Genomic DNA, 12,480 nt, shown 5'->3' with positions numbered 1-12,480 from the left:
CGAGAGCCTTGAGATGGAAGCGCTGAAAACGAAGATTATTGAAGAAGGCGTGGTGCTGTCCGAGCAAGTGCTCAAGGTCGACGCCTTTCTCAACCACCAGATCGACCCACGCCTGATGCAGCAAATCGGCCAGGCGTTTGCGGACCTGTTCAAAAATCAGGGCATCACCAAAATCGTCACCATCGAAGCGTCGGGCATCGCGCCCTCGATCATGGCCGGTCTGGAACTGGGGGTGCCGGTGATTTTCGCGCGCAAATACCAGTCGCTGACCCTGACCGACAACCTGCTGGTTTCCAAGGTGTTCTCGTTCACCAAGCAGACTGAAAGCACCATCGCCGTGTCGGCCAAGCACTTGCTGCCTACCGACCGCGTGTTGCTGATCGACGACTTTCTCGCCAACGGCCGCGCCGCACACGGTTTGATCGACCTGATCAAGCAGTCTGGCGCGACCATTGTCGGCATTGGTGTGGTGATCGAAAAATCCTTCCAGAAAGGCCGCGAAGAACTCGATTCGCAGGGTTACTGGATCGAGTCGCTCGCGCGGATCAAATCGCTGGAAGGCGGCAAGGTCGAGTTTCTCGAATAACCATTGCCGCTCAAAACGGGGCACCGCGTTAAGGCGCGGTGGCCTGCAACCCCGCCAGCACCAGCTTCTGATAAAGCTGTTCCCTGATTCCTTCCGGCTGCGCCAATTGCAAACGTTCCAGGTGCGCGTCAAACGCCCCCGGCTCCGGCTGATCAAACAACGCCGCCTTGCCTAACTCCAACACTTCGCTGAGCTTGAGCTTGCTCTTCAGCCAGCGCAGCGCGCGCAGCAAATCCTGTTCTTCGTCGGTGAAATCGCAGCCCAGCGGATATTCCGCGAACAGGTTTTTGTGCTCCTCATAACAGTCCTGCAAACGCTCCGGCGTGTTATCGCGAAACGCCTCGTCCAGCACAAAATCATCCGCTAACTTGCCCGCCGCCTGCGCCTGCTCGATCAGCTCATTCTGAAAACGCGAGTCGGCGATTTGCAGCAGCGCCGCAATCACCTGGCTGTCGTTTTTCCCGCGCAGATCCGCGATGCCGTATTCGGTAATAACAATGTCGCGCAGGTGCCGGGGAATGGTGGTGTGGCCATATTCCCAGCGGATATTGGAGCTCACCTCACCATCGGCTTCGCGCCAACTGCGCAGCATCAGAATGGCGCGCGCGTCGTCCAGCTCATGGGCTTGGGCAAAGAAGTCGTATTGCCCGCCAACGCCACTGATGACGCGGCCATCTTCCAACTGATCGGCCGCACTGGCGCCCAGCAAGGTCACGCAAAAGGCGCTGTTGATAAACCGCGCCTGGGTGCGCTGCAAGCGTTTCAGATCTTCCTGGCCGTATAGCCGGTTGATGTAGCTGATGCCGGTCATGCCGATACGCGAGCGGCGCTCGTCGTTGAGCTGCTGCAAGCGCCGATAAAACGCTTGTGGCCCGAGGAAGAAACCGCCGTGAATGCACACGCCAGCGGGGGTCGGTTTCAGGTATTCCTGCAACGCATTCACGCACGCCGGATCGGTTAGATCGGCAGACACGGTACGGCCGTCGGGCAAGCGCACCCGTTGCTCTTCGACGCGTACGCCTGCTTCGAGCATGTCCTGCTCTTGCAACCAGGAGACCAGCGGCTGATCGAGAACAATGGCCGGCTCGGCCTTTGGCCACACGGCGAGGTTGAGATGACCGTGCTCATCCACCACTCCCGCGTTCGCCAATTGCTGCAAGCGCTCATCAGCAAATACCGGGCGCCGCACGATGCCTGCATCGAACAGCGCCACCAGGCCCGGCACCAACATTTCACTGCACCCATACAGGCCCTTGGCAAAAGGCTGCAGCCCACCGAAGCGCTCCACCAACTCGCCCCAACGACCGATATCAAGGGCCTGCAACGCCGCCTGGTAACCGCCATTGTTGCCCTGGCGATTAAGCAAGGCGGCGGTCACCGCGTCGCCCATCGAGCCAATGCCAATCTGCAAGGTGCCGCCATCGCGCACCAGGCTGCTGGCGTACAGGCCGATGGCGTGATCGGCGACGCCCACCGGCATATTCGGCGTGGAGAACAAGGTACTGGGCTCGCCAGCTTCGACCAGCACATCGAAGTCATCCAGCGGCCGCTCGGCATCGCCCGGCATATACGGCAGATCAGCATGAATCTGACCCACGCAGACAATCGTCTCGCCGGCCTGCTTGCGCGCGTGCAGCATCGGTAATAAATCGAGGGTGATATCGGTGTTGCAGCTCAGGCTGACGTGGCCCGGGCGGGCAACATCTGCGGCCACCAACTGCGCGACGACGTTGATGCCCTTGCGATTGAGGTCTCGCGCCACCTGGCTGTAATTGAGGCTGACGTATGCCTGCTGCGCTTTTGTGTTTTGCAGCTGGCTGCCCGGCTGCAGATAAAACTCCTGCAACTGAACATTGGCCGGCAGCTCGCCGCGGCGCTGGTCTTTCAGATAATCGAGCTCTGGATAATTGCCAAACACCCGCTCCAGAAACGGCGCCATCAAGCGCTGCTCCAGATCGCTGCTGGCGTGGGGGCGGCCGAGCGACAGCGCGGTGTAGATGGTCAACGAGCGATGGGGCATCGCCTTGACGCGCTGATACAACGCGTTGACTAGCCGATTCGGCTTGCCCAAGCCCAGTGGCAGACCGAGATGAATCGGCCCCTCGATGCGCTGCAGAATCTGTTCGACGGCATAGTCCAGAGAGCTAAGAGCCACAGGTCAGTCTCCATAAGTTGGCTTGTGGAGTGTGACTGCAAAATCGCTGGGATGACGCCCGTTTCGTTTAAACAAAAAAGCATCGCGGCTAAAGCCGCTCCCACAAACATCGAAATTCTGTAGGAGCGGCTTTAGCCGCGATGCTTTTCGCAGCAATAAAAAAAACCGCCCAGAGGGCGGTTTTTTTGAATGCCAAACCTTACTTCAGGCCGGACATTTTTTGGATGGTGGCTTTGAGCTCATCATCGCTGCAATCAGCGCAGGTGCCTTTAGGCGGCATGCTGTTGATACCGGTGATGGCTTTTGCCAGCAGGCCGTCGAGGCCGCCTTGGTGGTCGGCGCGGTCTTTCCAGGCGGCGGTGTCACCGATTTTCGGAGCACCCAGTACACCAGCGGTGTGGCAGGCGCCACAGTGAGCGGCGATGATGTCGTCCGGCGTTTTTGCGCCGCCGCCAGCAGAAGCCGCAACGGCTTCAACGCCTTTGCATTCTTCGCCCTGGATGCAGACTTCACCTACTGGCTTCAGTCGCGCAGCGATGTCGTCATTGGTGGTCGCAGCCTGAGCGCTGACCGCCCAGAGGGCCAACACAGCGACATGCGCCGCCAGCATTTTCTTAATTAGGTTCACGCGTACACCCTCTATCGTGGCTAGTCACGCTCGCGGCCACGGTTGCGCGAGCGGGCGTCAGTATACCGATTAGGTCGGCGTGTCGAAACACGCCATCCTGTCGCAGTTTCTTAGAAATTGGCGGGCGTGGTGGCTGAAATAAGCCGCGCCGGCTCCTCGAACGGATTACGGAAGCGATGTGGCTTGCTGCTTTCAAAGTAGTAGCTGTCGCCGCTTTCGAGGATATAAATCTCGCCGCTCACCGTCAGTTCCAGACGGCCGTCCACCAACAGACCCGACTCCTCACCTTCGTGGGTGAGCATCTCGTCACCGGTGTCAGAGCCTGGCGGATAGGTTTCGTCGAGAAAGGCGATGGCCCTGCTGGGGTGCGCCTTGCCGACCAATTTCATGGTGACCGCGCCACTGGACAGATCGACCAGTTCGCTCGCTTTGTAAACAACCTGGGTGTGGTTGTCCTGTTCCACTTCGAGGGAGAAAAACTCGACCAACGACATGGGTATGCCCGCCAACACCTTCTTCAGCGAACTGATCGAGGGGCTCACGCTGTTCTTCTCGATCATGGAAATGGTGCTGTTGGTGACGCCCGCACGTTTGGCGAGTTCACGCTGAGACAGGCCTTTAAGCTTGCGAATAGATTGCAGTCGAACGCCGACGTCCAATGATAGAGCCCCCTTGGGAAAATTCCGATTTGAGGGCGCATCATCGCAACAGCGTTCAGTATTTACAACACTTGCAGGGCAATCCTGTTCAGGCCTGGCGCTAGGCCCCGGAATAGACGAGTGGCGCGCGGCGCACATTACAGAAAAGCTGATACGGAATCGTCCCAGACGCAGCGGCAACATCGCTGGCAAGCACTTGTTTTCCCCACAGTTCCACCCGGCTTCCTACACCGGCCTCGGGCATGTTTGTGAGATCGACGGTCAACATATCCATGGAAACCCGACCGATCAGCCGGCTCAGTTTCCCGTCGATGGACACCGGCGTGCCGCTCGGCGCATGGCGCGGATAGCCATCGGCGTACCCCATGGCCACAACGCCGACCCGCGTCGGTTGTTCGGTGACATACCGGGCGCCGTAGCCAATCGGCTCGCCGGCTGGCAATTCGCGCACGCTGATTATTTTCGACTCCAGCGTCATCACCGGCTGCAAGCGCGCGGCGTGATCGTGCGGAGTTTCGAACGGGCTGGCACCGTAGAGCATCAGGCCGGAACGAACCCAGTCGGTCTTTTGCAGCGTGGGAAAACGTGACGACCAGCCAAGAATCGCCGGCGAATTAAACAGGCTGACATCGGCCTGTAGCCCTTCGCGGGCTTGGGCGAAAGCGGCCATTTGCTCCTCGCTGCGCGGATTTTCCAGCTCATCGGCGCGAGAGAAGTGCGTCATGAGCACGATTTTTTCCGCCTTGCCGCTCGCTTGCACGCGGCGGTAAGCGTCTTGGTACTGCTCGGGAAAGAAGCCAACGCGGTGCATGCCTGAGTCAAGCTTCAGCCAAATCTGCAACGGTTTGCGCAGCGTCGTACGTTCCAGCGCTTCCAACTGCCACGGCGCGTGAATCACACACCAAAGATCATGCTCGACGATCAACGCCAACTCATCGGCCTCGAAAAACCCTTCGAGCAACAAAATCGGCGCGGAAATTCCCGCAGCGCGCAGGCTCAGCGCCTCTTCAATGGCTGCCACGGCAAAACCATCGGCCTCGCTTTGCAACGCCTGCGCGCACTGCACGGCGCCATGCCCGTAGGCGTCTGCCTTGATCACGGCCAGGGCGCGGGCCCCGGTCAGTTCACGGGCAAGGCGGTAGTTGTGACGCAGGGCAGCGAGGTCAATCAGGGCGCGAGCGGGACGCATGGCAGTGAGTCTTCTAAAGGTCGAGGGCTAGAAACGGTGTTACGGCAGCGCCGCGATAACGGTCATTTCCACCAAGGCTTCGTCGGTGTACAGCTTGGCTTCAACGCACGCCCGAGCCGGCGCAGTGCCCGGCGTTACCCAGGCGTCCCACACGGCATTGAGGCCGGCATAACCGCTGGCCATGTCTTTGAGGTAGATGGTCACCGACAGAATGCGGCTCTTGTCGGTACCCGCCTCGGCGAGCAAACGGTCGATGTTGGCAAGCGTTTCGCGGGTCTGCTGCGCGGCATCGCCTGCATAGCTGTCAGCCAGTTGGCCGGCCAGGTAGACCGTGCCGTTGTGGATGACGATTTCGCTGTAGCGGGTTTCAGTGTGCAGGCGCTGGATGGGCATGTTTGTGGCTCTCTTTGGAATGGCCGTAACGGGAGATATCCAGACCTTCGGCGCTGATTTGCGGGCGTTTCTTCGCCATCAAGTCAGCCAACAGACGACCAGAGCCACAGGCCATGGTCCAACCGAGGGTGCCGTGGCCGGTATTGAGGAACAGGTTCTTGTACGAGGTGCCGCCCACGATCGGCGTGCCGTCCGGCGTAGTCGGGCGCAGGCCGGTCCAGAACTCGGCCTGGGCCAGGTTGCCGCCTTGTGGGTACAGATCGTTGACGATCATTTCCAGGGTTTCGCGCCGACGCGGGTTCAGGCTCAAGTCGAAACCCGCAATTTCCGCCATGCCACCCACGCGGATGCGGTTGTCGAAACGGGTGATGGCAACCTTGTAGGTTTCATCGAGGATGGTCGAGGTCGGTGCCATGTCGCCATTGGTGATCGGCACGGTCAGCGAGTAACCCTTGAGCGGATACACCGGGGCTTTGATGCCCAGCGGCTTGAGCAATTGCGGCGAGTAGCTGCCCAGCGCCAGTACGTAGCGATCAGCCGTTTCCAGCTTGCCGTTGACCCACACACCGTTGATGCGGTCGCCAGCGTGGTCGAGGCCTTCAATGCTCTGGCCGAAGCGGAAATCGACGCCCAGATCCACGCACATTTGCGCCAGGCGGGTGGTGAACATCTGGCAGTCGCCGGTCTGGTCGTTCGGCAGGCGCAGGGCGCCGGCGAGAATATTGGTCACACCAGCCAGCGCCGGTTCAACGCGGGCAATGCCGTCGCGGTCCAGCAGTTCATACGGCACGCCGGACTGCTCCAGCACGGCGATGTCTTTGGCGGCGTTATCGAGCTGTGCCTGGGTGCGGAACAGTTGGGTGGTGCCCAGGCTACGGCCTTCGTAGGCGATGCCGGTTTCGGCACGCAGTTCATCGAGGCAATCGCGGCTGTATTCCGACAACCGCACCATGCGCTCTTTGTTCACGGCATAACGGCTGGCAGTGCAGTTGCGCAGCATCTGCAGCATCCACAGGTATTGGTCGATATCGGCAGTGGCTTTAATGGCCAGCGGGGCGTGGCGTTGCAGCAGCCACTTGATGGCTTTCAAGGGAACGCCCGGTGCGGCCCAGGGCGAGGCATAGCCTGGCGAAACCTGGCCGGCGTTGGCGAAGCTGGTTTCCATGGCCGGCGCGGCCTGGCGATCCACAACCACCACTTCGAAGCCGGCACGGGCCAGATAGTAGGCGCTGGTCGTACCAATCACACCGCTGCCCAACACCAGAACTCGCATGGTTTGCTCCCTTGCCGCGATTTCTCGCTGACGTTTGATATCTTGATCGAAATTCCGCGCAGTATATTGAGCCGTTGCCAGTGCATTTCACTGTATTGCTGGCTATATTCGATGAGAATTCTTGGCAAAACCCGTTATTACAGAGGCGGATTCCCCATGCGGACCCAGCACCAGAGCCGTCGTGAACTGGACAAAATCGACCGTAATATTTTACGAATCCTGCAGGAAGACGGTCGTCTGTCCTTCACCGAACTGGGCGAGCGCGTGGGGCTTTCCACCACGCCGTGCACCGAGCGGGTTCGGCGCCTGGAGCGTGAAGGCATCATCATGGGCTACAACGCCCGGCTGAATCCGCAACACCTCAAGGCCAGCTTGTTGGTATTCGTTGAGATTAGTTTGGACTACAAATCTGGCGATACTTTCGAAGAGTTCCGACGGGCCGTGCTGAAGCTGCCGCACGTACTGGAATGCCACTTGGTGTCGGGGCACTTCGACTACCTGGTGAAAGCGCGTATTTCCGAGATGGCGTCGTACCGCAAGCTGCTCGGCGACATCCTTCTGAAGCTGCCCCACGTGCGCGAATCGAAGAGCTACATCGTCATGGAAGAGGTGAAGGAAAGCCTGACCTTGCCGGTGCCGGACTGAGCCTTAAACCAACACCTGGCGCGTGCTGGCAATCAACTGATGCACGCCCTTCTCCACGCGCTCATCAATCCATTGCTCCGGGCGGCGACCGTTCGGGCATGGCAGGCGCGGCGTGGTGCCAAATAGCCGACAAATCAGCGGCCGTTCTTCATACACCTCGCACCCTTGCGGTCCGAGGTGCACACAGTTGAACTCAGCCAGCGCCGCGTCATGCTCGGCATCCGACTTCACCGGCAAGCGCGACATTTCTTCCGACGATGCGGTCACCGGCCCACAGCAGTCGTGGCAGCCTGGCACACAGGCAAAGCTGGGGATGCGTTGGCGCAGGTGATCAATCTTGCGGTTGTTGCAACTCATCGGGGCAATCCTTGAATGAGCCGGCATGGTAACAATCGACGAAGGTTTTTTCCCGCGGCCCCTTGGCGCTGCCTGAGCGCCCCGCTTATTCTGCGTAAAATTTACCAAACATAAAAATCAGGATTTCACACATGCACGCCAGCGTTCAGCCAACGCACGCTCCTTCCTATTACGCCGCCACCGCCAACCGCCAGCTCAGCTTCGCGCCGTTGGCCGGCGAAGTGCGCGCGGATGTGTGCGTCGTCGGCGGTGGTTTCTCCGGTTTGAACACGGCCATTGAACTGGCTGAGCGTGGCTTCAGCGTCGTGCTGCTGGAAGCCAATCAAATGGGTTGGGGCGCCAGCGGGCGCAACGGCGGTCAGCTGATTCGAGGCGTCGGTCATGACGTTGAGCGCTTTGCCGGCGTGGTCGGTGCCGACGGTGTGCGCGAACTGAAGTTGCTCGGTCTGGAAGCGGTGGAAATCGTTCGCCGGCGCATCGAGCATTTCAACATTCAGTGCGACCTCACCTGGGGCTACTGCGACCTCGCCAACAAACCCGACGACCTCGAAGGCTTCGCCGACGACCTCGCCGAATTGCGCGGGCTGGGCTATCGCCACGAACTGCGTCTGCTGCAAGCCGACGACATGCATCAGGTGGTCGGTTCCAGTCGCTACGTCGGCGGTTTGATCGACATGGGCTCGGGCCATCTTCATCCGCTCAACCTGGCGCTCGGTGAAGCGGCTGCCGCGCAGTCGCTCGGCGTGCAGCTGTTCGAGCACTCGGCCGTTACCCGTATCGACTATGGCAACGAGGTGGTGGTGCACACCGCCAGCGGCAAGGTGCGCGCGACCAATCTGGTGCTGGCCTGCAACGCCTACCTCAACGGGCTGAACAGCAGCCTGGGCGGCAAAGTGCTGCCAGCGGGCAGCTACATCATCGCCACCGAACCCTTGAGCCCGGCGCAGGCGCGCACGCTGATCCCGCAGAACATGGCGCTCTGCGACCAGCGTGTGGCGCTGGATTACTATCGTTTGTCTGCCGACCGCCGCTTGCTGTTCGGCGGCGCCTGCCATTACTCCGGGCGGGATCCAAAAGACATCGCCGCCTATATGCGGCCGAAAATGCTTGAGGTGTTCCCGCACCTGGACAAGGTGAACATCGATTTCCAGTGGGGCGGCATGATCGGCATCGGCGCCAACCGGCTGCCGCAAATTGGCCGACTCAAAGACCAGCAAAACGTGTTTTATGCCCAGGCCTATTCAGGCCATGGCGTGAATGCCACGCACCTGGCCGGGCGACTGCTCGCCGAGGCGATCGCCGGTCAGGAAAGTCGCGGTTTCGACCTGTTCGCCAGCGTGCCCCACGTCACCTTCCCGGGCGGCAAATACCTGCGCTCGCCGCTGCTGGCCATGGGCATGCTCTGGCATCGCTTGAAAGAAGTGCTGTAACCGAACTGGCCGCAGCACGCGGCCAGTTTCCCGCCCTGGACGTTACAGGCGCACGCTGGCGAAGGTCGATTCGCTGCGCGCCTGACTCAGCGCCGACATCGCACCCGGCGTCGACGCCAACACCAACGCTTGTGGAATCGGCATCAGCGCCACTTGCTGGGCGGTATTGGAGCCCATGCGTTCGTCACGCGGCGGAATGCCGAAGTACTCGCGGTAGCACTTGGAGAAGTGCGGCGTCGATACAAACCCGCACACGGAAGCCACTTCGATAATCGACATCGGCGTCTGCTTGAGCAGCTGGCGCGCGCGCACCAGACGCAGCTTCAGGTAGTAGCGCGATGGCGAGCAATGCAGGTACTTCTGGAACAGGCGCTCAAGCTGACGACGGGAGACGTTGACGTAGACCGCCAGCTCGTCGAGGTCGATGGGCTCTTCCAGATTCGCCTCCATCAACACCACGATTTCCTGCAGCTTCGGCTGGTTGGTGCCGAGCATGTGCTTGAGCGGCACGCGCTGGTGGTCTTGCTCGTTGCGGATGCGCTCGTACACGAACATTTCCGAAATCGCCGCCGACAGCTCGCGGCCGTGCTCGCGGGATATCACGTGCAGCATCATGTCCAACGGCGCGGTGCCGCCCGAGCTGGTGAAGCGGTTGCGGTCGAGGGTGAACAAGCGCGTGCTCATGACCACACGGGGGAAAGCCTCCTGCATCGCCGCCAGGCATTCCCAGTGCACGCTGCAATCGAAGCCATCGAGCAGCCCGGCGCACGCCAGGGCCCAGCTGCCGGTGCACACGGCACCGAGCTTGCGCGACTGGCGCGCCTGGGTTTGCAGCCACAACACGTGTTCGCGGGTAACACTGCGTTGAATGCCGATGCCACCGCAGACAATCACCATATCCAACGCCGGCGCCTTGCTGGCCGCGCAGTCCGGAGTAATTTGCAGACCATCGCTGGCCCACACCTGATTGCCGTCCAGGGTCATGGTGGTCCAGCGATACAGCTCGCGGCCCGAAAGCTGGTTGGCCATCCGCAGGGGTTCCACAGCCGAGGCCAGGGAAATCAGAGTGAAATTGTCCAACAGCAGAAAGCCGATGGATTGTGGAGCACGGTTCTGGGGTTGTGCCCCTTGGTTGAACGGCGTCATCACGGTTCTCCTCACGCAGGTGTGGCCCCAGTCGGGACTCTTTATTTTTATGACTCGGGTGCGTTCACACCTTCGAGCTATAGCAGGCCTAACGCAAAGCCCATGCCTAAATTGAACGGGCATTCAAAAAAAACTGAAAACGACGTCGCTGAGGCTCTATTCAGCGCGGGTTAACGAGACGGGGTCGGGGGAGCCACGGCGTCTGCGCCAGCGTGACTGAGCAGTTTCGTAGCACTTAGGCGGGCGCCTTCGCGATGGGCCTGGAAACTGTCACTGCTGGCAGATCGCTGGCCGTTACACCGCGCCAAAACATGGCGTGGGGGAAGTACAGCGATCAAAAAGTGTGCAGCGTTTTGCACAGACGGCTGGCTTCACGGCGAGATCAAAAACTTGAGGCTAAAGCCTCTCCCACAAGGACCGCATAGCTTCTGTAGGAGAGGCTTTAGCCTCGATTCCTGCAAACGGTGATCGCCAAAGCCACCTCAGCACTCAATCGCACTCACCGCCAGCCCGCCGCGCGAGGTCTCTTTGTATTTGTCATGCATGTCGGCGCCGGTGTCGCGCATGGTGCGGATCACTCGATCAAGGGAAATGAAGTGCTCACCATCGCCACGCAGCGCCATTTGCGCGGCGTTGATGGCTTTCACCGCGGCGATGGCGTTGCGCTCGATGCAGGGCACTTGCACCAGCCCGCCCACCGGGTCGCAGGTCAGACCCAAATTGTGTTCCAGGCCGATCTCGGCGGCGTTTTCCAACTGGCCTGGCGTAGCGCCCAGAATCTCCGCCAAGCCCGCAGCGGCCATGGCGCACGCTGAACCCACTTCGCCCTGGCAGCCGACTTCAGCGCCGGATATCGACGCGTTCTTTTTGCACAAAATGCCAATGGCGGCAGCGGCCAGGAAGTAATCGCACACGTCCGCTTCGGTCACCGCCGGGCTGAAGCGCACGAAGTAATGCAGCACGGCGGGAATGATGCCGGCCGCGCCATTGGTAGGCGCGGTCACCATGCGCCCGCCCGCTGCGTTTTCTTCGTTCACGGCCAGGGCGAACAGGTTCACCCACTCCATGCCGCTCAATGTCGAGCCAATCACGTTGGGCTTGCCCAGCTCCTGCAGGCTGCGGTGCAACTTGGCGGCGCGGCGTTTCACGTTCAAGCCGCCGGGCAGAATGCCTTCGTGCTTGAGGCCGTTATTGACGCACTCGCACATGGCCTTCCACAGGCGCATCAGGCCTTGGCGAATTTCCGCTTCACTGCGCCAGGCCTTTTCGTTGGCCATCATCAGCTCCGACACGCGCAGGTTGTGGGTTTTGCACAACTGCAGCAGTTCTTCGGCACTGGAGAAATCGTACGGCAGCGCCGTGTGGTCCTGATCCAGCAGGCCGCTGGCAGCCTGCTCGGCGTCCACCACGAATCCACCGCCCACGGAGTAATAAGTGTCGCGGTGCAGCTCGCCGCCCTCGCCTTCGGCAATCAGCGTCATGGCGTTGGGGTGATATGGCAGGTTTTCGTCGAGCAGCAGCATGTCGCGCGGCCACTGGAACGGCACTTCGAAATGCCCGTCGAGCAGCAGGCAACCGCTTTCGTGCAGCGCCGCCATGCGCGGGGCGATGGCCGCCGGGTCGATCGCATCTGGCCAATCGCCCATCAAGCCCATGATGACGGCGCTGTCGCTGCCATGGCCGACGCCGGTGGCCGACAACGAGCCATACAGGCGCACTTCAACGCGGCGCACGTGTTGCAGTTGTCCGCGTTCGCGCAGGCCTTGCAGAAACAAGGCGGCGGCGCGCATCGGCCCAACGGTGTGAGAGCTGGAGGGGCCGATGCCTATTTTGAATAGGTCGAACACGCTGATGGCCATGGTATTTCCTCAACCGGTACAGGGCAGCAAGCGCGCCCAACTTGCGCGGATCATCAGGCTTTTAGTGCGCTGTGCGGGGTCTGACACCGACTTGATCATGCCCAGCAACGTCGCCGCTGCGCTGCCTTGAGACCGGCAGCGACACCCCCCGCGCTGAATG

General features: G+C 60.7%; 12 protein-coding genes. 3 read left to right on the top strand and 9 right to left on the bottom strand.

Features of this window, described 5'->3' with window-relative positions:
* Positions 1 to 13 precede the first annotated feature (13 nt).
* Positions 14 to 586, top strand: coding sequence for a xanthine phosphoribosyltransferase (locus ACZZZP_RS00390; protein ID WP_463384506.1), 573 nt, complete (start codon positions 14 to 16; stop codon positions 584 to 586).
* Positions 587 to 614: 28 nt separating this feature from the next.
* On the opposite strand, the gene ACZZZP_RS00385 is transcribed toward ACZZZP_RS00390, so the two are convergent.
* From ACZZZP_RS00385 to dadA, 6 genes are all read right to left on the bottom strand, one after another.
* Positions 615 to 2,741 carry an acetyl-CoA hydrolase/transferase C-terminal domain-containing protein gene (locus ACZZZP_RS00385; RefSeq protein ID WP_463536181.1) on the bottom strand — a complete coding sequence of 709 codons (2,127 nt, stop codon included), beginning with the start codon at positions 2,739 to 2,741 and terminating at the stop codon, positions 615 to 617.
* Positions 2,742 to 2,940: 199 nt separating this feature from the next.
* The gene (locus ACZZZP_RS00380; RefSeq protein ID WP_463384504.1) at positions 2,941 to 3,369 is read right to left on the bottom strand and encodes a c-type cytochrome; all 429 of its coding nucleotides are present in this window, start codon (positions 3,367 to 3,369) and stop codon (positions 2,941 to 2,943) included.
* A 110-nt stretch (positions 3,370 to 3,479) separates the two neighbouring features.
* On the bottom strand, positions 3,480 to 4,028 hold the full coding sequence (locus tag ACZZZP_RS00375) for a cupin domain-containing protein (protein WP_122497550.1): 549 nt from the start codon (positions 4,026 to 4,028) through the stop codon (positions 3,480 to 3,482).
* Between the two features lie 100 nt (positions 4,029 to 4,128).
* Positions 4,129 to 5,217 (bottom strand): alanine racemase, encoded by a 1,089-nt coding sequence (gene alr / locus ACZZZP_RS00370; RefSeq protein ID WP_463384503.1) that lies wholly within the window; start codon positions 5,215 to 5,217, stop codon positions 4,129 to 4,131.
* Between the two features lie 39 nt (positions 5,218 to 5,256).
* Positions 5,257 to 5,610, bottom strand: a complete 354-nt coding sequence (locus ACZZZP_RS00365; protein ID WP_122497554.1) for a RidA family protein — start codon at positions 5,608 to 5,610, stop codon at positions 5,257 to 5,259.
* A complete protein-coding gene (gene dadA / locus ACZZZP_RS00360; RefSeq protein WP_463384502.1) occupies positions 5,585 to 6,883 on the bottom strand; it encodes a D-amino acid dehydrogenase in 1,299 nt (432 codons plus the stop codon). The genes ACZZZP_RS00365 and dadA overlap by 26 nt, the downstream gene beginning before the upstream one ends.
* A gap of 156 nt (positions 6,884 to 7,039) precedes the next feature.
* Between dadA and dadR the strand changes: the two genes are divergently transcribed.
* Positions 7,040 to 7,528 carry a transcriptional regulator DadR gene (gene dadR / locus ACZZZP_RS00355; RefSeq protein WP_108098017.1) on the top strand — a complete coding sequence of 163 codons (489 nt, stop codon included), beginning with the start codon at positions 7,040 to 7,042 and terminating at the stop codon, positions 7,526 to 7,528.
* A 3-nt stretch (positions 7,529 to 7,531) separates the two neighbouring features.
* On the opposite strand, the gene ACZZZP_RS00350 is transcribed toward dadR, so the two are convergent.
* Positions 7,532 to 7,885: a YkgJ family cysteine cluster protein gene (locus ACZZZP_RS00350; protein WP_122497558.1), complete on the bottom strand. Its 354-nt coding sequence runs from the start codon at positions 7,883 to 7,885 to the stop codon at positions 7,532 to 7,534.
* 131 nt (positions 7,886 to 8,016) lie between these two features.
* Here ACZZZP_RS00350 and ACZZZP_RS00345 point away from each other — a divergent pair, with 131 nt between their 5' ends.
* Positions 8,017 to 9,315, top strand: a complete 1,299-nt coding sequence (locus ACZZZP_RS00345) for an NAD(P)/FAD-dependent oxidoreductase (RefSeq protein ID WP_463536180.1) — start codon at positions 8,017 to 8,019, stop codon at positions 9,313 to 9,315.
* Between the two features lie 42 nt (positions 9,316 to 9,357).
* On the opposite strand, the gene gbdR is transcribed toward ACZZZP_RS00345, so the two are convergent.
* Positions 9,358 to 10,461, bottom strand: a complete 1,104-nt coding sequence (gbdR, locus tag ACZZZP_RS00340) for a choline metabolism transcriptional regulator GbdR (RefSeq protein ID WP_122497562.1) — start codon at positions 10,459 to 10,461, stop codon at positions 9,358 to 9,360.
* Between the two features lie 482 nt (positions 10,462 to 10,943).
* A complete protein-coding gene (locus ACZZZP_RS00335; RefSeq protein ID WP_463384501.1) occupies positions 10,944 to 12,320 on the bottom strand; it encodes an L-serine ammonia-lyase in 1,377 nt (458 codons plus the stop codon).
* Between the last annotated feature and the right edge of the window lie 160 nt (positions 12,321 to 12,480).

This window comes from Pseudomonas sp. AC211, assembly GCF_979258055.1.
This window is presented reverse-complemented; position numbering and strand designations above follow the sequence as displayed.

Bases quoted from the DNA above. Each gene is read 5' to 3' on its own strand.
- ACZZZP_RS00390 (WP_463384506.1), top strand. From the start codon at position 14: ATGGAAGCGCTGAAAACGAAGATTATTGAAGAAGGCGTGGTGCTGTCC.
- alr (WP_463384503.1), bottom strand. From the start codon at position 5,217: ATGCGTCCCGCTCGCGCCCTGATTGACCTCGCTGCCCTGCGTCACAAC.
- ACZZZP_RS00365 (WP_122497554.1), bottom strand. From the start codon at position 5,610: ATGCCCATCCAGCGCCTGCACACTGAAACCCGCTACAGCGAAATCGTC.
- dadA (WP_463384502.1), bottom strand. From the start codon at position 6,883: ATGCGAGTTCTGGTGTTGGGCAGCGGTGTGATTGGTACGACCAGCGCC.
- dadR (WP_108098017.1), top strand. From the start codon at position 7,040: ATGCGGACCCAGCACCAGAGCCGTCGTGAACTGGACAAAATCGACCGT.
- ACZZZP_RS00350 (WP_122497558.1), bottom strand. From the start codon at position 7,885: ATGAGTTGCAACAACCGCAAGATTGATCACCTGCGCCAACGCATCCCC.
- ACZZZP_RS00345 (WP_463536180.1), top strand. From the start codon at position 8,017: ATGCACGCCAGCGTTCAGCCAACGCACGCTCCTTCCTATTACGCCGCC.
- gbdR (WP_122497562.1), bottom strand. From the start codon at position 10,461: ATGACGCCGTTCAACCAAGGGGCACAACCCCAGAACCGTGCTCCACAA.
- ACZZZP_RS00335 (WP_463384501.1), bottom strand. From the start codon at position 12,320: ATGGCCATCAGCGTGTTCGACCTATTCAAAATAGGCATCGGCCCCTCC.